Origin of the sequence: Rhizobium sp. Root274 (assembly GCF_001429245.1) — a bacterium.
In the GTDB taxonomy this organism is placed as follows: Bacteria; Pseudomonadota; Alphaproteobacteria; order Rhizobiales; family Rhizobiaceae; genus Allorhizobium.
On sequence record NZ_LMJE01000007.1, the window covers coordinates 693628 to 713818 of the forward strand.

The 20191-nt window shown below is 60.7% G+C and carries 15 protein-coding genes and 3 pseudogenes; 7 read left to right on the forward strand and 11 right to left on the reverse strand.

Features of this window, described 5'->3' with window-relative positions; translation table 11 throughout:
* Nucleotides 1–19 precede the first annotated feature (19 nt).
* Entirely contained in the window at nucleotides 20–1309 is a 1290-nt protein-coding gene (gene urtA / locus ASE36_RS12320; RefSeq protein ID WP_062279703.1) for an urea ABC transporter substrate-binding protein, read from the reverse strand.
* A 234-nt stretch (nucleotides 1310–1543) separates the two neighbouring features.
* Between urtA and ASE36_RS12325 the strand changes: the two genes are divergently transcribed.
* The 6 genes and pseudogenes from ASE36_RS12325 to ASE36_RS23290 form a co-directional block, all read left to right on the forward strand.
* The gene (locus tag ASE36_RS12325) at nucleotides 1544–2131 is read left to right on the forward strand and encodes a biliverdin-producing heme oxygenase (RefSeq protein ID WP_062279705.1); all 588 of its coding nucleotides are present in this window, start codon (nucleotides 1544–1546) and stop codon (nucleotides 2129–2131) included.
* Nucleotides 2088–4640 carry an HWE histidine kinase domain-containing protein gene (locus tag ASE36_RS12330; RefSeq protein ID WP_062279707.1) on the forward strand — a complete coding sequence of 851 codons (2553 nt, stop codon included), beginning with the start codon at nucleotides 2088–2090 and terminating at the stop codon, nucleotides 4638–4640. Before ASE36_RS12325 ends, ASE36_RS12330 begins: the two co-directional genes overlap by 44 nt.
* Nucleotides 4641–4744: 104 nt before the next feature.
* Nucleotides 4745–5204 (forward strand): annotated as a pseudogene (locus ASE36_RS22215) (DUF5680 domain-containing protein).
* 99 nt (nucleotides 5205–5303) lie between these two features.
* Nucleotides 5304–8687, forward strand: coding sequence for an ATP-binding protein (locus ASE36_RS12340; RefSeq protein WP_062279711.1), 3384 nt, complete (start codon nucleotides 5304–5306; stop codon nucleotides 8685–8687).
* Nucleotides 8680–9172, forward strand: a pseudogene (locus ASE36_RS23285) (response regulator); the annotation flags it as partial. The gene ASE36_RS12340 and the pseudogene ASE36_RS23285, both read left to right, overlap by 8 nt.
* Nucleotides 9173–9315: 143 nt before the next feature.
* Nucleotides 9316–9603 (forward strand): annotated as a pseudogene (locus tag ASE36_RS23290) (helix-turn-helix domain-containing protein); the annotation flags it as partial.
* Between the two features lie 266 nt (nucleotides 9604–9869).
* Here ASE36_RS23290 and ASE36_RS12350 read toward each other — a convergent pair.
* The 6 genes from ASE36_RS12350 to ASE36_RS12375 all read right to left on the reverse strand — a co-directional run bounded on the left by ASE36_RS12350 (nucleotide 9870) and on the right by ASE36_RS12375 (nucleotide 15404).
* Complete coding sequence (locus ASE36_RS12350; RefSeq protein ID WP_062279716.1) at nucleotides 9870–10988, reverse strand: branched-chain amino acid ABC transporter substrate-binding protein; 1119 nt, start codon at nucleotides 10986–10988, stop codon at nucleotides 9870–9872.
* A gap of 142 nt (nucleotides 10989–11130) precedes the next feature.
* On the reverse strand, nucleotides 11131–11484 hold the full coding sequence (locus ASE36_RS12355) for a DUF6867 family protein (RefSeq protein ID WP_062279718.1): 354 nt from the start codon (nucleotides 11482–11484) through the stop codon (nucleotides 11131–11133).
* Between the two features lie 18 nt (nucleotides 11485–11502).
* On the reverse strand, nucleotides 11503–12231 hold the full coding sequence (locus tag ASE36_RS12360; RefSeq protein WP_062279720.1) for an ABC transporter ATP-binding protein: 729 nt from the start codon (nucleotides 12229–12231) through the stop codon (nucleotides 11503–11505).
* On the reverse strand, nucleotides 12231–13103 hold the full coding sequence (locus tag ASE36_RS12365; RefSeq protein WP_062279722.1) for an ABC transporter ATP-binding protein: 873 nt from the start codon (nucleotides 13101–13103) through the stop codon (nucleotides 12231–12233). The genes ASE36_RS12360 and ASE36_RS12365 overlap by 1 nt, the downstream gene beginning before the upstream one ends.
* Complete coding sequence (gene livM, locus ASE36_RS12370) at nucleotides 13103–14497, reverse strand: high-affinity branched-chain amino acid ABC transporter permease LivM (RefSeq protein WP_062279724.1); 1395 nt, start codon at nucleotides 14495–14497, stop codon at nucleotides 13103–13105. Before livM ends, ASE36_RS12365 begins: the two co-directional genes overlap by 1 nt.
* A 4-nt stretch (nucleotides 14498–14501) precedes the next feature.
* Nucleotides 14502–15404, reverse strand: a complete 903-nt coding sequence (locus ASE36_RS12375) for a branched-chain amino acid ABC transporter permease (protein ID WP_062279726.1) — start codon at nucleotides 15402–15404, stop codon at nucleotides 14502–14504.
* 24 nt (nucleotides 15405–15428) lie between these two features.
* On the opposite strand from ASE36_RS12375, the gene ASE36_RS22600 reads away from it, so the two are divergent.
* Nucleotides 15429–15635 (forward strand): hypothetical protein, encoded by a 207-nt coding sequence (locus ASE36_RS22600; protein ID WP_156378641.1) that lies wholly within the window; start codon nucleotides 15429–15431, stop codon nucleotides 15633–15635.
* 44 nt (nucleotides 15636–15679) lie between these two features.
* On the opposite strand, the gene ASE36_RS12380 is transcribed toward ASE36_RS22600, so the two are convergent.
* From ASE36_RS12380 to ASE36_RS12395, 4 genes are all read right to left on the reverse strand, one after another.
* Nucleotides 15680–18106 (reverse strand): GcvT family protein, encoded by a 2427-nt coding sequence (locus ASE36_RS12380; RefSeq protein ID WP_062279728.1) that lies wholly within the window; start codon nucleotides 18104–18106, stop codon nucleotides 15680–15682.
* 94 nt (nucleotides 18107–18200) lie between these two features.
* Entirely contained in the window at nucleotides 18201–18536 is a 336-nt protein-coding gene (locus ASE36_RS12385; RefSeq protein ID WP_082511040.1) for a type II toxin-antitoxin system RelE/ParE family toxin, read from the reverse strand.
* Nucleotides 18533–18814 (reverse strand): type II toxin-antitoxin system ParD family antitoxin, encoded by a 282-nt coding sequence (locus ASE36_RS12390; RefSeq protein ID WP_062279730.1) that lies wholly within the window; start codon nucleotides 18812–18814, stop codon nucleotides 18533–18535. The genes ASE36_RS12385 and ASE36_RS12390 overlap by 4 nt, the downstream gene beginning before the upstream one ends.
* Nucleotides 18815–18953: 139 nt before the next feature.
* On the reverse strand, nucleotides 18954–20090 hold the full coding sequence (locus ASE36_RS12395; RefSeq protein WP_062279732.1) for a metallophosphoesterase: 1137 nt from the start codon (nucleotides 20088–20090) through the stop codon (nucleotides 18954–18956).
* Nucleotides 20091–20191: the final 101 nt, after the last annotated feature.

A 20191-nucleotide genomic window follows, 5' to 3' on the forward strand; every position in this document is an offset into this window, starting at 1 on the left:
GGAGGTGGAGGAAAGCCGATCAGCTACCCTTGCCGCCGCACTTGCCGGTGGCAACGTTGAAGTTGCCGCATTCCATCGGCTTGCGCCAATCGGAGATCAGGTCCTTCGAGTCAGGCAGGTAATCCGACCATTCGTCACCGACGACAGACGGGGTCTGCTGGACGATTTCGAACTGGCCGTCCGCCTGGATTTCACCGATCAGCACCGGCTTGGTGATGTGGTGGTTCGGCATGACGGTGGAGGTGCCGCCAGACAGGTTCGGGACGGACACGCCGATGATCGAGTCGAGAACGGCGTCGGTGTCGGTGGTGCCGGCAGCCTCGACGGCCTTAACCCAGGCGTTGAAACCGATATAGGCGGCTTCCATCGGGTCGTTGGTCACGCGCTTGTCGTTCTTGGTGAAGGCATGCCAGGTCTTGATGAACTCGGCATTGACGGGCGCGTCGACGGACTGGAAGTAGTTCCAGGCAGCCAGGTGACCGACCAGCGGGGTCGTGTCGAGGCCGGCGAGTTCTTCTTCACCGACAGAAAAGGCGACGACAGGGATGTCTTCGGCCTTGATGCCCTGGTTGCCCAGTTCCTTGTAGAACGGAACGTTCGCATCACCATTGATGGTCGAGACGACGGCGGTCTTCTTGCCGGCCGAGCCGAACTTCTTGATGTCGGAAACAATGGTCTGCCAGTCGGAATGGCCGAACGGCGTGTAGTTGATCATGATGTCTTCTTCGGCAACGCCCTTGGACATCAGATAGGCTTTGAGAATCTTGTTGGTCGTCTGCGGATAGACGTAGTCGGTACCGGCGAGAACCCAGCGCTCGACGCCTTCGTTTTCAGCCAGGTAATCGACGGCCGGGATGGCCTGCTGGTTCGGAGCGGCACCCGTGTAGAAGATGTTGCGCGAGGATTCTTCACCCTCGTACTGGACCGGGTAGAAGAGGATCGAGTTCAGCTCTTCGAAGACCGGCAGGACGGACTTGCGCGACGACGAGGTCCAGCAACCGAAGACGGCAGCGACCTTGTCCTTGGAAATCAGCTCACGGGCCTTTTCGGCGAAGAGCGGCCAGTCAGAGGCCGGGTCGACCACGACGGCTTCGAGCTTCTTGCCGAGAACGCCGCCCTTCTTGTTCTGCTCGTCGATGAGCATCAGCATGGCGTCTTTCAGCGTCGTTTCCGAAATCGCCATCGTACCCGACAGCGAGTGCAGAACGCCGATCTTGATGGTGTCGTCTGCGGCGAAGGCGCCGTGGAAGGCGGTCGTCGACAGCATGGCGCCGAGAAGCGCGCCGGTCAGTTGCATCTTGAAATTCATCGTTGTGATCCCCTCTTCTTGGTCGCAACCGGTCGGTTAATGAAATTTAACCGTTGCTGGAGGGGACTATCGGATGCCGCAGTGCAAAACCGTATACGTCGTTTGACGTAGGAGATGGGGGTAAAGAAGGAAGACGGAATGGGCGCTTGGGAGCAACTGCGCTCGCCATGACGGCAACGGCTGCCAATTTGCCGCGTTTCCCTCTATACCAGCAGTCAGACAAGAGGACATGACATGGACCTATCCCCCCGCCGCAGCGATCTGAAACAGGCGACCAGCCAGGCGCATCAGGCTCTCGACGATCTGATCGGGGCCTTCGTCACGGCCGAAGACTATGCCCGTTATCTGGAGGGCATGGCCCGCTTCCGGTTGCCTGTGGAAGCCTGGCTGGCTACCCAACCGCTGCCAACCGGCTTTGAAGAGTGGCAGCCTGGCCTCTATGGTGAAGAACTGATCGACGACCTCCATGTCCTCGGCCTTACGCCTCCCGACGAGCTTGCAGCGTTCACGCCACCACCCGGCGACGGACTGTTGGGACTTCTCTACGTGCTCGAAGGCTCGGCTCTGGGCGCCCGGCTTCTCGCCAAACGCGCTGAAGCCATCGGGTTTACCGAGACGAAGGGCGCGCGCCATCTTTTTGCCCAGGCGCGGAACTTTTCGAACTGGCGCGCGTTCTCGGATCGTATGGAGAACGTGTGTGTGTATGATGACCGGGCCGCTGCAGCATGGGCCGACACCGCTTTCGACTATGCTCGCAACGCCTTCGAAAGTGTTCTGAATGCCAACCGTGCCTACCGTCGACCTGTCGAACTGCGACCGTGAACCGATTCATATTCCTGGAAGCATTCAACCCCATGGCTGTCTGCTCGCCTGCGATCCGGGCATAACCACGGTCCGTCGCTATTCCGCCAATGCAGGCGGCATGCTGCGCCTGGAGGGGGACCTGAAGAACCGGCAAGTCGCCGATCTCCTGGGCGAGGAAGCAACTCACGACCTGCGCAATGCCATTGCCCAGGCGCCGGATGCAAGCCGTCCCGCCGTCATTGCCCATCTGCGACTGCCGAACGGCGATCACTTTGACATTGCCGTGCATCGTCAGCAGGATGGCGCCATTCTTGAGTTCGAGCCGTCGCTGCGGCGCACGCAACCGCTTCAGCTCGCCCGCGAGATGATCGGCCGGGTCAAGGATATCACTGATATCGACCTCTTGGTCGCATCCTCCGCCAAGCTCGTGCGCTCTGTTCTCGGTTACGACCGAGTGATGATCTATCGCTTTGAGGAGGACGGTTCGGGCAAGGTCGCAAGCGAAGCCAAACGGGTCGATCTTGAGAGCTTCCTTGGCCAGTATTTCCCGGCCACAGACATCCCCCGCCAGGCCCGCACCCTCTACATGCAGAACCCGATCCGCGTCATCTCCGACGCGCGGGGTACAAGGGTGGATCTACTTCCGCAAGAGGATGAAGTCCGTCAGCCCCTCGATCTCTCTTTCGCCCACCTGCGCAGCGTCTCGCCGATCCACTGCGAATATCTGCGCAACATGGGGGTCGCGGCCTCCATGTCGATCTCGATCATCCTCGACAACCAGCTTTGGGGCCTGATCGCCTGCCATCATTACGCGCCGAAGACGCTGACCATGTCGGAGCGTATCGCGGCCGAAATGTTCGGCGAGTTCTTCTCGCTGCATCTGCTGGCCCTGCGCCAAAAGCGCAAGCTCGATACCGCAAACGAGGCCCGTCGGGCCCTCGACCGCTTCCTCCAATCGGCGTCGCACCAGACGGATGTCGACCAGATCCTGTCCGGCGCGCTTCCCGAGTTCCAGAAACTGCTAGCCTGCGATGGCGTCGGTCTGTGGATGAACGGCCGGTGGACCGCCATTGGTGCCGTTCCGCCGGCGGGTGAGGAAGCGGCTCTGGCGACCTTCGTTAGTGAAACCTCGGAAGGCCGCATCTGGGGCACGAAGTCCCTCTCGACCGTTTTCCCCGAAGCGGATTATCCCGAAACAGTCTCCGGCGTGCTTGCCGTTCCGCTGTCGCAGATCCCGCGCGACTATCTCTTCTTCTTCCGCAAGGAACGCCTGCAGACGCTGAACTGGGCCGGCAATCCGGAAAAGACCTATGAGACCGGCCCGCTCGGCGATCGTCTGACACCGCGCAAGAGCTTCGCCATCTGGAAAGAAACGGTGCGCCATCAGGCCGAACCCTGGCAGGACGCCGACATGGAGATTGCCGAGGCCATTCGCTCGGCTACGGTCGAGATCGTCCTCCATCACAACGAGCTCATGCAGGAAGAGCGCAGCAAGGCGGATGTCCGCCAGCGCATGCTCAATGAAGAGCTCAATCACCGGGTGAAAAACATCCTCGCGGTCATCAAATCGCTGGTCGCTGCTCCCGGCCAGGAAGAAGTGCCGATCGAGCATTACATCGGCTCGTTGCGTGGGCGCATCCATGCGCTCTCCCATGCGCATGACCAGCTCACCCGCGGCGGCGGCGGCGGCTCATTGCTAGACCTGCTGCAGGCCGAACTCCTGCCCTATCGCGCAGGCCTCAAGAGCCTGTCATTGTCGGGCGGATCCGTGACCCTCGATGCGCGCGCTCATGCGGTCGCAGCCCTCGTCATCCATGAACTCTGTACCAATGCCGCCAAATACGGCGCGCTGTCGCGCCTGGGTGGCTCACTCACCGTTGAATGGCAGCGGGCAGAAGAGGATGACTGCGTCATCCGTTGGGAGGAAACGGGCGGGCCGACCATCGGCCCGATCGGCCGCAAGGGCTTTGGCACCGCGCTCATCGAGCGCAGCATTCCCTACGACCTTGGCGGATCGAGCCATCTGGACTATAAACCGGAGGGACTGGCGGCGGAATTTCGCATTCCGGGTCGCTTCCTCACCTGGGAGACAGCCGAGATCACCGAAGAGCACGCCGTCGACAGTCCGAAGCCTGTCACCGAAAGTCAGCCCCTTCAGGCGGGTCTGCCCGTTCTGCTCGTCGAAGATCAGGTCCTGATCGCCATGGATGCCGAAATGATGCTGGCTGATGCCGGAATCGAGAACGTCGTGACAGCGAGCTCCAGCGCGGATGCATTGAGCAGGCTGAAGACATTCACACCGGCGATCGCCATCCTCGACATCAATCTCGGCCGCGACACCTCCGTCCCGGTCGCAGAGGAACTGACGAAACTCGGCATCCCCTTTGTCTTCGCAACAGGTTACGATGATCGCTCGATCGTGCCCGATGGATTTGCCGATGTGCCCGTCGTTCGCAAGCCCTATGACTCAGGCGCCCTGCTCAAGGCATTGTCCGACCGCCTTCAAGCGAGTGCCGGAACGCCCTGAGACCAAAGACGCAAGGCGAGCGACAAGAACCCCTGACGATAGAGGGTTGTCACGCACGTTCGCACGCCATACGTTCTCACTTTGTTCCGTCGGTGAGGGCTTCCATGCGCATGCTAGAGCAATTTATCGTAGAGGCCAAAGCAGCCTGTTACGTGGGCGGAAAGGCTGCAGAACCGAAAGCCTCAAGGACCGGAGCGCATGATCTCAGTTATGTGCGCGGCGCTTTCCGGTATCTCGACAGCTATTTCGGCGGCACCGATTTTCTTGGCCAGGAAGTGGTCTGGAAGAACGAGGAGCCAATCTGGGCTCTCAACTACTACGGCCGCATACTCGATCCGGAACGGATCGACGGAGAGCGCGCGGGAAACATCATCAAGAAAGCTTTGGTGGCCCTCTATCAGGAAGGCCGCTTTCTTGGCGGCTTCACCTATCAGGCACCAGTTTGGCGAATACATCGACGAATCCGTCGGCGATGTGGCAAGTTTCCAGGGTGTTGAACGCATCTACGTCGATGGTCGCCTTGCCTATCGCCTCGACTACCACGGCGGGCTGATAAAAGCCTGAGGCAAAAGCGGCAGCCCAGTCTCTGCCCTTGCTATTCCGGCCAATCGCGTGAAAATGCCTAAACCTATGTCATTTTCAAACAGGCGCTAGAATTTAGGCATGCCGGCACGCCAACGCATCATCCCCGTCCGCCGCGAATACAATCGCTGGGTTGCCGACCAGACGCTGGAAGACTATGCGCTGCGCTTCACCGCAAAGAGCGCGCGCAAATTCTCCTCGAGCCGCATCTCGCAGACGGCAATTGGCGCGATTTCCTTTCTGGCACTGGAGGCGATCGGCGGCACGATCACCATCGCCTATGGCACCACAAACGCGTTTTTTGCCATCGTCGTTGCCGCCATCCTCATGCTCTTGGTGGGGGTGCCGATCAGCCGCTACGCCATCCGCCACGGCGTCGATATCGACCTCCTGACCCGCGGCGCCGGCTTCGGTTACATCGGCTCGACAATCACCTCCCTGATCTATGCCAGCTTCACCTTCATGCTCTTCGCCATCGAGGCCTCGATCATGACCAAGGCGCTGGAACTCGCCTTCGGCATTCCGCTGTGGCTGGGTTACATCATCTCGGCGGTCGTCGTCCTGCCGCTGGTGACTTATGGCATCCGGCTGATCTCGAAATTCCAGTTGATCACCCAGCCCTTCTGGATCGTGCTGAACGTCCTGCCCTTTGCCTTCATCGCTTTTCTCGATTGGGAAAAGATCGACCTCTGGCGCGCCTTCGCCGGCATCAACCATTCCAATGCCGGCCTCGGCCACGCCGCCCCCTTCGATCTCCTGGAATTCGGCGCAGCATCGGCCGTCATCCTGGCGCTGATGCCGCAGATCGGCGAACAGGTCGACTTCCTCCGCTTCCTGCCGCCGGAAGGCGCTCGCAAGCTGCACCACCGTATCGCGATCTTTCTGGCCGGTGCCGGCTGGGTCGTGCTCGGCGTACCGAAACTGCTGGCAGGCTCCTTCCTCGCCGTGCTGACGCTCTCGACTGCCGTGCCGATCGGCGAAACCGCCGACCCGGCCCATATGTATGTGGCAGCCTTCGGCTACATGATCCCGAACGACACGGCGGCCCTGATGATGATGGCGGCCTTCGTGGTGATCTCGCAGCTGAAGATCAACGTGATGAATGCCTATGCCGGGTCGCTGGCCTGGTCGAACTTCTTCTCCCGGCTCACCCACAGCCACCCGGGCCGGGTCGTCTGGCTGGTCTTCAACGTAGCGATTGCGCTCCTCCTGATGGAACTCGGCATCTATGGACTGCTGGAGCAAACCCTCGGTATCTTCTCGATCATCGCCATGAGCTGGCTCTGCGCCATTTCCGCCGATCTCTTCATCAACAAGAACCTCGGCCTGTCGCCGCCTGGCATCGAATTCAAGCGCGCCCATCTCTACGACATCAACCCGGTCGGCTGCGGCACTATGCTCCTGTCGGCAAGCCTGGCGCTGGCTGCCCATTTCGGTGCCTTCGGCGACCTGATGGCGTCGCTATCGACCTATGTGACGCTCGTCGCCTTCGTCATCTCCCCGTTGATCGCCTGGGGCACGGAAGGCAAGTTTTACCTCGCCCGCAAAACCCGCCACAGCTGGAGGAACGTCACAAGCATCACCTGCTCGATCTGCGAACATCCTTTCGAGCCTGAAGATATGGCCTGGTGCCCGGCCTATGCCGCGCCGATCTGCTCGCTCTGCTGCACCCTCGACAGCCGCTGCCACGACATGTGCAAGCCGCATGCAAAGATCAACGCGCAGGCGGGAGCGGTCGCCCGTACCTTTCTGCCGGCGGTCCTGCTGGAGAAATTCTCGACCCGCCTCGGCCGTTACGCCCTGACCGCTCTCGCCTCGATCTCGCTAATCGGCTCGATCCTGGCCCTGATCGCCCATCAGGTGAATGTCGCGACCCCTGAGATGACGGACGTCGTCAACCGCACGGTCCTGGTCGTCTTCTTCATCTTCGCCATCATCGCCGGCATCGTCTCCTGGTTCTACGTGCTTGCCCATGACAGCCGGCTGGTGGCCGAGGAGGAATCCTCGCGCCAGAACACGCTGCTGCTCAAGGAAATCGCCGCGCACCGCAAGACGGATGCCGCTCTGCAAAACGCCAAGGAAACGGCAGAGGCCGCCAACCGCGCCAAGAGCCGCTATGTCGTTGGCCTCTCCCACGAGTTGCGCACGCCGCTCAATGCCGTGCTCGGCTACGCCCAGATTCTGGAGCGAGACGAGACAATCCCGGTGCCACGCCAGTCGGCAATCAAGGTTATCCGCCGCTCGGCAGATCACCTGTCCGGCCTGATCGACGGCCTCCTGGACATCTCGAAGATTGAGGCTGGCCGCCTGCAGGTTTTCTCGAACGAAGTGAACATCCAGGACTTCCTCGACCAGCTGATCGACATGTTCGCGCCCCAGGCCGCTGCCAAGGGCATCCTCTTCGAGCACCAGCGCTCGCGCAACCTGCCACTCTATGTGCGCACCGACGAGCGCCGCATTCGCCAGATCCTCGTCAACCTCTTGTCCAATGCCATCAAGTTCACCGACGAGGGCACAATCCGCTTTACCGTCGATTACCGCAGCCAGGTCGCGACCTTCACAGTGAGCGACACCGGCCGGGGGATTGCGGAAAAGGACCTGACGCGCATCTACGAACCCTTCCAGCGCGGCGAGGCCGACAATATCCGCCCGCAGCCGGGGCTGGGCCTCGGTCTCACCATCACCAAGCTGCTCACCCAGACCTTGGGCGGCGAAATCTCGGTCATCAGCGAGCGCGACAAGGGTTCGACCTTCAAGATCCGCCTGATGCTGTCGGCCATCGACCGGCCGAACACGGCACCCGCCCCGGAACGCAAAATCGTCTCCTATACCGGTCCGCGCCGCACCATCGTCGTGGTCGATGACAACGAGGACCATCGCGAACTGATGCGCGAGGTGCTCGCCCCGCTCGACTTCGTCGTCCTCACAGCAGCCGGCGGTCCGGAATGCCTGACGCTGATCCAGGGCGTCAAACCGGACCTCTTCCTGGTCGACATCTCCATGCCCGGCATGAACGGCTGGCAACTGGTGGAAAAGCTCCGAGACGTGGGACAGAAGGCGCCGATCCTGATGCTTTCGGCGAATATTGGCGACGCCCCTGCCCCCGGCGGCGAAGGCCATGATGACGCGATCACCAAGCCAGTTGACATTTCCCGCCTGCGCGACAAGCTCGCACGCTTTCTCGGCCTCGACTGGATCTATGCCGACGATCCCCGGCTGCTGCAGCCAGCTCTCCACCCGCAAAAGCCTGTATCGCCAGGAGCAGCGCATCTCGAAGAGTTGCTGAGCCTCTGCGACATCGGCTATATCCGCGGCATCGAGGCCAAGCTTGCCGAACTGGCAGGACTGGGGGGCCACGCAGCCTTTGTCGACACCGCCCGCGCCCATGTGCAGGCGTTTGACCTCGCGGGCTTGCGCAGTTTCCTCACCTCCTTTGAAACCGACAGGGAGGTCATCCATGGCTGAGGCCGTCAGGCGCGATATTGTCCTCCTCGTCGACGACAGCCCCGACGCGCTCGGCTTTCTGACCGAAGCGCTGGAAGCCTCAGGCTATTCGGTTCTGATCGCCACCTCAGGCCATGCAGCGCTGTCGATTGTCGCCCGCATCAGCCCCGATCTGATCCTGCTCGATGCTGTCATGCCCGGCATGGACGGCTTCGAGGCGTGCCGCGCGTTGAAAGCCGACCCCGTCGTCGCTCAGGTGCCGGTCATCTTCATGACGGGGCTGACCGAGACCGAACATGTGGTGAAGGCTCTCGAAAGCGGCGGCGTCGATTATCTGACCAAGCCGATCAATATCGACGAATTGCGCGCCCGCATCAGGGTGCACCTTTCCAATGCCCGCTCCGCCCAAAGCGCCCGCGTCGCACTCGACGCCGCCGGCCGCCACCTGCTGGCGATCCGGGGCGACGGTCAGGTGCACTGGACGACGCCCCAGGCCAACCGGCTGATCGAGACCACGACCGGCCTTGCCGATGGCATCAACGCCGTTGCAAAAGCCGCCGCCGCCTGGCTTGTGCAGAAGCGCAAAAGCGCCCAGCCCTCCGGCGAGACCAGCTTTCCCTTCCCCGGCACATCGGGCCTGCCGCTCACCCTTTCGCTCCTCGGCACCATCGGCACCGACGAATATCTCTTCCGCCTCACCTCGGCCAATCGCCAGAGCGAGGACGAGATCCTGCGGGCAAACTTTGGCCTCACCCACCGCGAAAGCGAAGTCCTGCTCTGGATCGCCAAGGGCAAGGCCAACCGAGATATCGGCGAGATCCTCGGCCTATCCTCGCGCACGGTGAACAAGCACCTTGAACAGATCTACGCGAAACTCGGGGTGGAGAACCGGGCCTCGGCGGCTGTCAAAGCGGCGCATGTGTTGCGCGAGGGATGAGCGGATGACGAGTAGCGAGTAGCGAGTAGCGAGTAGCGAGTAGCGAATTCCAGTGCCGCGACCAATGGTGAAGGCACGTTCGTCGCCTCGACGTGAACCGCGCCTACGCTCGTTCCGAAGCCCCTTATCCGTTTACCTGCCTCCCACTCCCTACTCCCTACACCCTGCTCCCCTACTCCCTACTCCCTACTCGCTACTCCCCAGCCCCCCAAACGCAGAAAACCCGGCACGAGGCCGGGTTTCCGTCAAACCGCAATGCGGATCGATTACTTGTTTTGGAAGTACGAGTACTTGCCGTCCTCGCCCTTCTTCCAGGTGTACATGACGTAGTCCGGACGGGTGATGTCGCCCTTCGCGTCGAAGCCGAGTTCGCCGATAACGGTCGTGTACGGGCCCTTTTCCTTGAGCGCGGTCGCAACAGCTTCCGAGTCGTTGGTAGCGGCAGCCTTGGCGGCTTCTGCGATAACCTGCAGAGCAGCATAGGAGTACAGCGTGTAGGCTTCCGGTTCGAAGCCGGCGTCGCGGAACTTCTTGACGGCGTCAGCAGCGTTCGGGTTCTGGCGCGGATCCGGCGGGAAGGTCATCAGCGTGCCGTTGACTGCGTCACCGGCGATCGAGGCAAGCTCGTTCGAAGTGATGCCGTCGCCGGACATCATGGTTGCGGTCAGGCCCTGCGAAGCCATCTGGCGCAGGATGAGACCAGCTTCGGTGTGCAGACCGCCGAAGTAGACGACGGAAACGCCGGCTTCCTTCATCTTGGCGATCAGAGCCGAGTAGTCCTTTTCACCGGGAGTGATGCCTTCGTAGATCACTTCGGTGATGCCGAGCTCGTTCATCGCCTTCTTGGTCTCGTCAGCGAGGCCCTGGCCGTAAGGAGTCTTGTCGTGAACGACAGCAACCTTGGCGTCCTTGAAGTTGTCGGCGATGTACTTGCCGGCAACAGCGCCCTGCTGGTCGTCACGGCCGCAGGTGCGGAAGGTGTTCCACAGGCCGCGCTCGGTGAACTGGGGGTTGGTCGAAGCAGGCGTGATCTGCAGGATGCCGTTTTCGGCATAGACTTCAGAAGCCGGGATCGAAACGCCCGAGTTGAAGTGACCGACAACGAACTTCACGCCGTCAGCAACGAACTTGTTGGCAACCGAAACGCCCTGCTTGGCGTCCGAAACGTCATCGCCGAGCACGACCTTGATCATTTCGCCATTGATGCCGCCAGCGGCATTGATGTCGGCGGCAGCCTGTTCGGCGCCCTTCTGGAGCTGTGCACCGAAGGCAGCGTTCGGGCCGGTCAGCGGACCGGCAACGCCGACGAGGATGTCAGCCCAGGCGTTGCCGCTGAAGGCAACCATGGCCGACAGCGCAACCGCCGAGAGGAGAGACTTCTTCATACTGTTACTCCCAGTTTTTTATGCGGGTTTGGGTTTAGAAACCGTGCGCAATACCCGCTCTCACTGCGCCGGAAAACTGTTCCACTCATTATTTCAAGCCGAGGCTCTCTGTCGCCAATCTGTGACAGAAAACAACACCTTGTCAATCTTTCTTCTTCCACGAAAGATACGATGTTCTCTCATAGAGCCAGTAGTAGTTGTCGACCATCTGAGTGGCCCTGCGGGCCTGGAATCCGATGAGAGCCCAGACAAGAAGAAGCATCACGTCGATGATGTAGAAGAACGGGCTGATGAACGGCCCGCCGAACAGCGAGAAGTGCAGAAATCGCATCGCAAAGCCCAGGCCGAGCGCATAGACGACGACGGTGCCGTAGCCCTGCCAGTTCTCGGCTGCCGCCCGGCCAGACCGCCATGCGGTCCAGAAACCCAGGAGCAGAACCAGGAACCTCAGCACCATGCGTACGGTGGTATCGCTTTCGAAAAACAGTCCTTGCATGTCAAATCCTCCGCGCGCTCAATGATGGCCGCCTTCGAGATAGGCCGCCCGGACCGACGGATCGGCGAGCAGTTCCTTGCCCGTTCCGCTCATGGTGACATTGCCGTTCACCATGACATAAGCGCGGTCGGAGAGCTTGAGTGCCGCAAATGCGTTCTGCTCGACGAGGAAGACGGTCAGCCCCTCTTCCTTGTTGAGCCGCTTGATCTGCTCGAAGATGCCCTTGACGATCAGCGGTGCGAGACCGAGCGAAGGCTCGTCGAGAAGCAGCAGCTTCGGACGCGACATCAGCGCGCGGCCGATGGACAGCATCTGCTGTTCACCACCCGACAGGGTGCCGCCACGCTGGGCCTGACGTTCCTTGAGGCGCGGGAACATCGTGAAGACTTTCTCCACGTCCTCGGCAAAGAACTTCATATTGTCGAGCCCCGCACCCATCTGGAGGTTTTCCATGACGGTCATGCGCGGGAAGATGCGGCGCCCTTCCGGAGACTGGGCAATGCGGCGGCGGGCGATCAGATGCGTCGGCAGCTTGGTAATGTCCTCGCCGTCGAAGATCACCTGGCCGGAGCGAGCCTGCGGACTGCCGCAGATCGTCATCATCAGGGTGGATTTGCCGGCGCCATTGGCACCGATCAGCGAGACGATCTCGCCCTTGTGCACTTCCACATTGACCCCGGCCAGAGCACGGATGTTGCCGTAGTAGGTCTCGACGGCGGAGACCTGGAGAAGCGGTTCAGAGGACATCAGGCTTCTCCTCCGGCAATCGCTTCGACTTCGTGGATCACTTCGTCCAATTCTTCATCCTCGACACCCAGATAGGCCGCGATGACCTTCGGGTCGTTCTTCACATGGTCAGGCGTACCGTCAGAGATCTTCTGACCGTATTCCAGAACCACGACGTGGTCGGAAATCTGCATGACGACGGACATGTCGTGCTCGATCAGGAGCAGCGAGGTGCCTTCGTCCCGGATGCTGCGCAACAGCGTGTTGAGCGCAAGCGACTCTTTCGGATTGAGACCGGCGGCCGGCTCGTCCAGGCAGAGCAGTTCCGGACCGGTGCACATGGCCCGGCAGATTTCCAGACGACGCTGAGCGCCGTAAGGCAGGTCACCGGCGGGGTCGTCGGCGCGGTCGATGAGATCGGCCTTCTCCAGCCAGTAGCGGGCCTTCTCGATCGCCTCGCCTGCAGCCTTCTTGTAGGCCGGCAGTCCGAGCAGGCCGAGCACCGTATAGCCGGATGCCTTCATCAGCGCATTGTGCTGGGCAACCAGCAGGTTTTCGAGAACCGTCAGGCCCGAAAACAGCCGGATGTTCTGGAAGGTACGCGCGACCTTCGCCTTTTTCGGGATTTCGAAATCGGGCAGGCGTTCCAGCTGAAACTGCTCGCCGGATTTCTGGGTCAGCGTGATCATGCCCATCGTCGGCCGATAGAAGCCGGTGATGCAGTTGAACACGGTCGTCTTGCCAGCGCCGTTCGGGCCGATCAACGCGGTGATCTCACCGCGCTTGGCTTCGAACGAGAAGTCGTTGATGGCCATCAGACCACCGAAGCGCATCGACAGATGCTCGACTTTCAGGATGGTGTCATTGCTCATTGTCGTGTTCCCGGAGGTCATCAGCCGTGACCCTCCTTGGTGAAGCTGCCCGAGACGGCCTTGCGCTCCTTGAGGAAGGCCGTCGGCTCTCTGCTGCCGACGAAGCCGCGCGGCTTGAACAGCATGACCACAACCATGGCCAGACCGAAGAGCAGCATGCGGTAGAGTTCCGGCGTGAAGTCTTCACCGAAGATGTGCTTGAGGAACTCCATTTCGCGCAGCGCTTCCGTGCCGCCGACCATGACGATCGCAGCGACCGCGATCCCGGTCAGCGAGCCCATGCCGCCGAGAACGACGATGGCCAGGATGACAGCGGATTCGAGGAAGACGAAGCTTTCCGGCGAGACGAAGCCCTGGCGAGCAGCGAAGAAGGAGCCGGCAAAACCGCCGAACATCGCACCGATCGCAAAGGCGGTGAGCTTGGTGGTGACCGTGTTGATGCCGAGCGAACGGCAGGCGATCTCGTCTTCACGCAGAGCTTCCCAGGCGCGGCCGATCGGCATGCGCCGAAGTCTGATCGTCACATAGGCGGTCAGGCAGCAGAGCGCCAGGATCACGTAGAAGAGGTAGATCTTGTAATAGGCAGACGACATAGGAAGACCGAAGGTCTTGGCAAAGCCGCCGGCCGAGGCATCGAAGGGAATGCCGAACAGCGTCGCCTTCGGAATGCTGGAGATACCGAAGGTACCCTTGGTGACCTCCTGCCAGTTGATCAGCACCAGTCGGATGATTTCACCGAAAGCAAGCGTCACGATGGCAAGGTAGTCGCCCTTGAGCCGCAGCACGGGGAAGCCGAGGATGATGCCCCAGAAGGCGGCCAGAATGCCGGCGAGCGGCAACAGCAGCCAGAACGACAGGCCGAAGTTCTGAGCAAGCAGCGCGTAGGAATAGGCACCGACTGCGTAGAAGGCGACGTAACCGAGGTCGAGCAGGCCGGCGAGACCGACGACGATGTTCAGACCCCAGGCCAACATGACGTAGATCAGGATCTGGATGCCGAAGTTATCGACATATTTCAGTGCGCCCTGCGTGCCGGAGAGGTAGACGATGACCGGCGGGTAGAGAATGAGCGCTACGAGTGCGATCTTCAGGAAATGCGTCTTGAAGAAGCTGGGCTGGGCGTCGATGTCGTGCACCGGCATCGCAGCCGATTTCTTTTCCTTGCGCTCGGCGAGCCAGGGATAGACAAAGGCGACGAGCGCGAAGCGACCGACGGCGGCAATGCCGACGAAGACGGCCAGGAGGCCGGGGCGCGTGTACCAGATCAGCTCGTTGGCCATGTTCTGGTCGGTCTTGATCCCGATATACAGGATGAAGAGGCCGAGCGACAGAATGCCGGCGAACAGGCCTTCCTTCAGCGCGCGCGCCATCGTGCCGGACGAAGCGGCACCGTTTGCATGTGCGGATGTTGTCATCGGATCAAACCTTCTCGACTTCCGGTCGACCGAGGATGCCGGTCGGCTTGAAGATCAGCACGAATGCAAGGATGCCAAAGGTTGCGACGTCCTTGTAGGCGATGCTGAAGTAAGCGGACCACAGCGACTCGATCAGGCCGATCAGCAAACCACCCAGAACGGCACCCGGCAGCGAGCCGATACCGCCCAGAACCGCGGCGGTGAAAGCCTTGACGCCGGGAATGAAGCCGTCGTTGAACGAGGCCACGCCGTAATACATCAGATACATCGTACCGGCGACGGCCGCGAGTGCAGCCCCCATCACGAAGGTGACGGAAATCGTGCGGTCGACGTCGACGCCGAGCAGTGCGGCCATCTTGCGGTCCTGTTCGGTCGCGCGCTGGGCACGGCCAAGAGGGGTCTTGTTGACGATGTACCAGAAAGCTGCAAGCAGCACCGCCGTAATGACGACGATGATCACCTGCTTCAAGGCGATGGTGACGTTACCGATGTGCACGACGTCGCTGACCAGCGGCGGGATCGGCTTGTTGCGCGGACCCTGCGAAATCTGGATGAAGTTCGAAAGCACGATCGACATGCCGATCGCGGTGATCAGCGGCGCCAGGCGGAACGAGCCGCGCAGCGGACGATAGGCCACTCGCTCGATCGTCCAGTTCCACAACCCCGTCATCAGCATGGACACCACCAGCATGATCAGCAGCGCAAGCGCCACCGGAATGCCGGCGAAGAAGGTTGTCAGGACGAGGAAGACGATCAGAGCGGCAAAGCCGCCAAGCATGAAGATGTCGCCATGGGCGAAGTTGATCATGCCGATGATGCCGTAAACCATCGTATAGCCGATAGCCACGAGGCCATAGATGGATCCAAGAGTCAGCCCGTTGATGAGCTGCTGGATGAAGTACTCCATATATTATCCCCCGGACGCGCCTGAATGTTGCGTCTCATTTTGTTGTCCCATGCAGCCATGGGTATGAGGGGGATTCCATATCGTTTTGTCGGAAAATGTGAAGCCAAAAAGGCAAAAGGTGGACAAATTGTTACCGTTTGCCAACAGTTTGGCGGCGCTCCGATCAGGGAACACAAAAAAGCGGCAGAAAAAGGCTATGAAATCAGCAGGTCACCGGAGGCGACCTGCTGAACGTGAACGTGCACTAATGCAAGCCCATTTTTGCCGGAATTGGTTCAGTTTCTCATTCGCGACCCATTTGCGTCAAAAAGCGGCTGTGGCTGCAGGCGGGCCGGCAGGATGTCCCCAAGAATTTCCACAGCCCAGCCCTCTGTCTCCTCGGCAATTTCCTTGGGAACATAGCCGAGCGCCACCGACACGCCGCTGGTATGGGCAAAACCACCCGATGTGACCCAGCCGCACACTTCGCCGTTGAAGGAAATCGGCTCGTCGCCGATCACGTCGGCATCCTTTGCCTCGATGATGAAGGTCTTCAGCCGGAGCGTTCCGCCCGACAGTTTCTCTTCCATCGCCGCCTTCTTGCCGATGAAGTCTGCCGGCTTCTTCAGCGCCACGAAGCGGCCGAGACCGGCTTCATAGGGACCGTAAAGCGGCCTATATTCACGCGACCAGCTGCCGAAAGCCTTTTCCAGACGCAAGGAATTGAGCGCCCGAAGCCCGAAGAGGGAGATCCCGAACTCGGCACCGGCTTCCATGATCGCCTCGAAGAGGTAGCGCTGGTATTCCGGCCGCATCCAGATCTCGTAGCCGAGATCGCCGGTATAGCTGACACGCCCAACGATCGCCGGCGCCATGCCAAGATCCATCTCGCGGATCGACATGAAGGGAATGGCCTCGTCGGAAACGTCGAGATGGGTGAGCTTGGCCAGAACGTCGCGCGCCTTCGGTCCGGCGATCGACAGGCCGAGCAGACCGAGATTGAGCGGCTCGACATCCACCGAGCCATCATCCGGCAGATGCTCCTCGAACCAGCGCATGTGATAATCCTCGGCGATGCCCGAGCCGATCACCAGGAAATCCTCGTCATCCATATTGGCGACGGTAAAGTCACCGATCAGTTTGCCCGCTTCGTTGAGCATCGGTGCCAGCGCCATGCGGCCGACTTCCGGGATCTTGCCGGCAAGCATATGGTCGAGCCAATCTTTAGCCCCCTCCCCGCTCACCATGTATTTGGCAAAGCCCGAGGTCTCCATCAGGCCCACGCTGTCGCGCACGGCCTTCGCTTCGCGGCCGACGGCCTCAAAATCGGTCGAACGGCGCCAGGAGAACTTGTCCTCGACGCCGTCGGGCGCGAACCAGAGCGGCGTTTCCAGTCCATAAGACGCACCAAAGACGGCACCGGCGGCCTTGAGCTTGTCGTAGATCGGCGTGGTCAGCAGCGGCCGCGCGCCGGGCAGTTCCTCGTTCGGATAACGGATCGAGAAGCGGCGGGAATAGTTTTCCCGCACCTTGGCATTGGTATAGGCAAGCGTCGCGTAATCGCCATAGCGGCAGACATCCATGGCAAAGACATCGAAGCCGGGATCGCCCTCGATGATCCAGTTGGCAAGCGCCAGACCCACGCCACCGCCCTGTGAGAAGCCGGCCATGACGGCACAGGCCGACCAGAAATTGGTCATGCCCCGCACCGGACCGACCAGCGGATTGCCATCTGGCGAGAAGGTGAAGGGGCCGTTGATGATCTTTTTGATGCCGGCATTGTTGAAGGCTGGGAAATGCCGGAAGCCGACCTCGAGCTCATTGGTGATGCGCTCCAGGTCTTCCGCCAGCAGTTCATGGCCGAAGGTCCAGGGCGTCTCGATCGGCGACCAGGGGCGGCAGTCCTTTTCATAGGTGCCCATCAACATGCCGTTGCGCTCCTGGCGGATATAGATCTCGCCATCGAAGTCGACGCAATGCATCAGCTCCTTGCCCGTCGTCTTGTTGAAGTCGATGACCTCCGGCATGTCCTCGGTGATCAGATACATGTGCTCCATGGCAAGCACGGGCAGTTCCAGCCCGACCATGCGGCCCACTTCGCGCGCCCAGAGACCGGCGGCATTGACGACATGCTCGGCGCGAATCTCGCCCTTGTCGGTGATCACCCGCCAGGTGCCGTCTTCCAACTGCACCAGATCCTCGACCTTGGTGTGCAGGTAAATCTCGGCACCGTTCTTCTTCGCCGATTTCGCATAGGCATGCGTGGTGCCGTAAGGATCGAGATGACCTTCATGCGGATCGAAGACAGCGCCGACGAACTGCTTGGGATCGAGCAGCGGCATCATCTCATGGGCTTCCTGCGCCGAAATCAGCGTCGCCTCGCCGCCGGCATATTTGCCCTTGGCAAGCAACGACTTCATCCAGTCGAAGCGCTCCTTGGTAGCGGCCAGCATCAGGCCCGAGGTCATGTGCAGGCCGATGTCCTGGCCAGAATACTCCTCAATCTCCTTGTAGAGCTCGACCGTGTATTTCTGCAGCTTGGCGACGTTCGGATCGCCATTGATCGTGTGCATGCCGCCCGCTGCATGCCACGTGGAGCCGGAGGTGAGTTCCGAGCGCTCAAGCAGCACAACGTCTGTCCAGCCGAACTTGGTCAGGTGGTAAAGCACAGAACACCCGACGACACCCCCGCCGATGACGACGACACGTGTATGGCTCTTCATGGAAAACGCTCCCCTTGGCAGCAAAGATTGATCCGGTAAAGCTAGATTGCGCGCGTGAAAGCCAGAAGACCATGCTGCGACGAAACATGTCGCATCAATGATAGGCAGTGTTCTCTGGGCGGCGTGGGCAAGCCCTCAGGGTTCCACCTGCTGGCCGTGAGGCAATCCGCAAAATGATGACTTCATCCGTCTCGACGAGAAAGGCGATACTGACGCTACGCTCGAAACCCAAGATACGCAGGCCATCGCGGACTTCGTTCCGCAAGCTTCCACGCATCGGAAAGGACTGAAAACCGTCCAGGAACCGACGGATACGGGTGACATGTGCGCGGGCGACTTGCTGGGATCTGCTGGCCTTCAGGACATAACGATAAATGGCACGAAGATCGTTTTCAGCCGCAGGCATCAGCCGAACGGCATAGCGCTTCACCGAGCCTGACCTTCGGTTCTGGCCATGAACACGTCGAGGTCATCGAAAGCATCATCGACGGAACGAGCGACTGATGGATCAGCCTTGTAGGCATCATAGACCGGTGCAACATCATCTCGCAGCCAGCGCTCGATTCCCTTATCCCTCTCTACAAGTGTCCGCAGGCCCTCCTCCACGACGTCAACCTCACTTGCGAATGCACCGGACGCGACCTTGGCACGCACCAACTCGGCCATGTCATCAGGCAATGTGATTGTCAGAGAGGCTGATTTCGACATGAAGCTTACCCTTTCGCGAGAAGCTTAGCACAGCCGAGGACGACTACCAACTTCGGGTGCGGCACCAGCATAGAACCAAATCGCCACTATGTGACGCCATGGCAGCCGTGATCGATGAACGTTGGCTGACAGTACCAACTCACCGCACGCCCGCGCGCTGTGCCGAAGACCGCAGCGTGAACTCGGTCAGCTCCGCCGGCACGCCGATGCGTATGGCAAAGCCCGGCCACAGACCCGTGCCATTGTTGACGTAGAGCTTCATATCCCCGACCTGATAAAAGCCGGAGACGTAACCATTGTTCGCCCGGGCGACGATTCGGTCGAGGCCGCGCACCATGCCGCCATGGGTATGGCCGGAGAGCTGCAGGGCAATGCCGTGCCCTGCGGCCCGTTCCGCCATGCGCGGCTGGTGGTCGAGCAGGATGACGGGGGCATCTGCCGGCGCACCGTGCAGCGCCCGCGCCAGATCCGGCTCCACCGCCCCGGTGAACCGCGCCGAAAGATCCGTCACGCCGGCAATCACCAGCCGGCCATCGCCGCGTTCGATGACGTGATGCTCATTGGCGAGGATGCGCATGTTGAGCGCTGGAAAATGCCCAAGCCATCGATCGACATCGAAGAAATACTCATGATTGCCCGGCACGGTTAGCACGCCGTCACGCGCCTTGAGGTCGGAAAGCGGCGCGATATCCTCGCGTCGAATGTCGAGACTTCCGTCAATCAGATCGCCAGTGATGACGATCAGATCGGCATCAAGCGCATTGGTCTTCTCAACGACGGCGCTTGCCCAGCCTGCCGTGAAGAGGCGGCTGATATGCATGTCGGTCAGTTGCACCATGCGATAGCCATCAAGCGCGGGCGATAGCCCCGGGATCGAGACCTCGATCCGCTTGATCGGCGGCACGCGGATCGCCTGACTGATCCCGAAGACGGCGAGAATCAGGGCGGACGCACCCATGGCATAGCGCACACCGGGTGGTACCGCCGGAAAACTCCAGGTGACCGCGAAGATCAGGAGGCTGACAAGATCCAGCACCACCTGCATTGCCGCGAGCAGCACGATCGCCCCGAAAAACAGATTGAAGGCGATCACCAGTGGCCGCGGGAATTCCGGTGCGAAGACCGACCCGGAGGTGAAGCGGCTGAACAGATGATACTGCGAGGCAAACAGCAGGAAGACGGCGAGCAGAACCTTGACCCACCAGGGCCACGGCAAGGGGCCGATGAAGCGGGTCGCCACGATCAGCCATGGCAGCGAAAACATCAGGTGAAACATGCGGCAGGCCCCGGTTACTCTGAAGCGGCAACGAAAACGGACTGCCAATGGTTCACACCGCGTCCCACCAAAAGGCCATTTTCTGCATCCGAACCAAGACA

Excerpts from the sequence above, each read along its gene's own strand:
- ASE36_RS12325 (WP_062279705.1), top strand. The coding sequence starts at position 1,544 with ATGGACCTATCCCCCCGCCGCAGCGATCTGAAACAGGCGACCAGCCAG.
- ASE36_RS12340 (WP_062279711.1), top strand. The coding sequence starts at position 5,304 with ATGCCGGCACGCCAACGCATCATCCCCGTCCGCCGCGAATACAATCGC.
- ASE36_RS12390 (WP_062279730.1), bottom strand. The coding sequence starts at position 18,814 with ATGTCGAAATCAGCCTCTCTGACAATCACATTGCCTGATGACATGGCC.
- ASE36_RS12360 (WP_062279720.1), bottom strand. The coding sequence starts at position 12,231 with ATGTCCTCTGAACCGCTTCTCCAGGTCTCCGCCGTCGAGACCTACTAC.
- livM (WP_062279724.1), bottom strand. The coding sequence starts at position 14,497 with ATGACAACATCCGCACATGCAAACGGTGCCGCTTCGTCCGGCACGATG.
- urtA (WP_062279703.1), bottom strand. The coding sequence starts at position 1,309 with ATGAATTTCAAGATGCAACTGACCGGCGCGCTTCTCGGCGCCATGCTG.
- ASE36_RS22600 (WP_156378641.1), top strand. The coding sequence starts at position 15,429 with ATGTTGCGTCTCATTTTGTTGTCCCATGCAGCCATGGGTATGAGGGGG.
- ASE36_RS12365 (WP_062279722.1), bottom strand. The coding sequence starts at position 13,103 with ATGACCTCCGGGAACACGACAATGAGCAATGACACCATCCTGAAAGTC.
- ASE36_RS12330 (WP_062279707.1), top strand. The coding sequence starts at position 2,088 with ATGCCAACCGTGCCTACCGTCGACCTGTCGAACTGCGACCGTGAACCG.
- ASE36_RS12375 (WP_062279726.1), bottom strand. The coding sequence starts at position 15,404 with ATGGAGTACTTCATCCAGCAGCTCATCAACGGGCTGACTCTTGGATCC.
- ASE36_RS12395 (WP_062279732.1), bottom strand. The coding sequence starts at position 20,090 with ATGTTTCACCTGATGTTTTCGCTGCCATGGCTGATCGTGGCGACCCGC.
- ASE36_RS12355 (WP_062279718.1), bottom strand. The coding sequence starts at position 11,484 with ATGCAAGGACTGTTTTTCGAAAGCGATACCACCGTACGCATGGTGCTG.
- ASE36_RS12380 (WP_062279728.1), bottom strand. The coding sequence starts at position 18,106 with ATGAAGAGCCATACACGTGTCGTCGTCATCGGCGGGGGTGTCGTCGGG.
- ASE36_RS12350 (WP_062279716.1), bottom strand. The coding sequence starts at position 10,988 with ATGAAGAAGTCTCTCCTCTCGGCGGTTGCGCTGTCGGCCATGGTTGCC.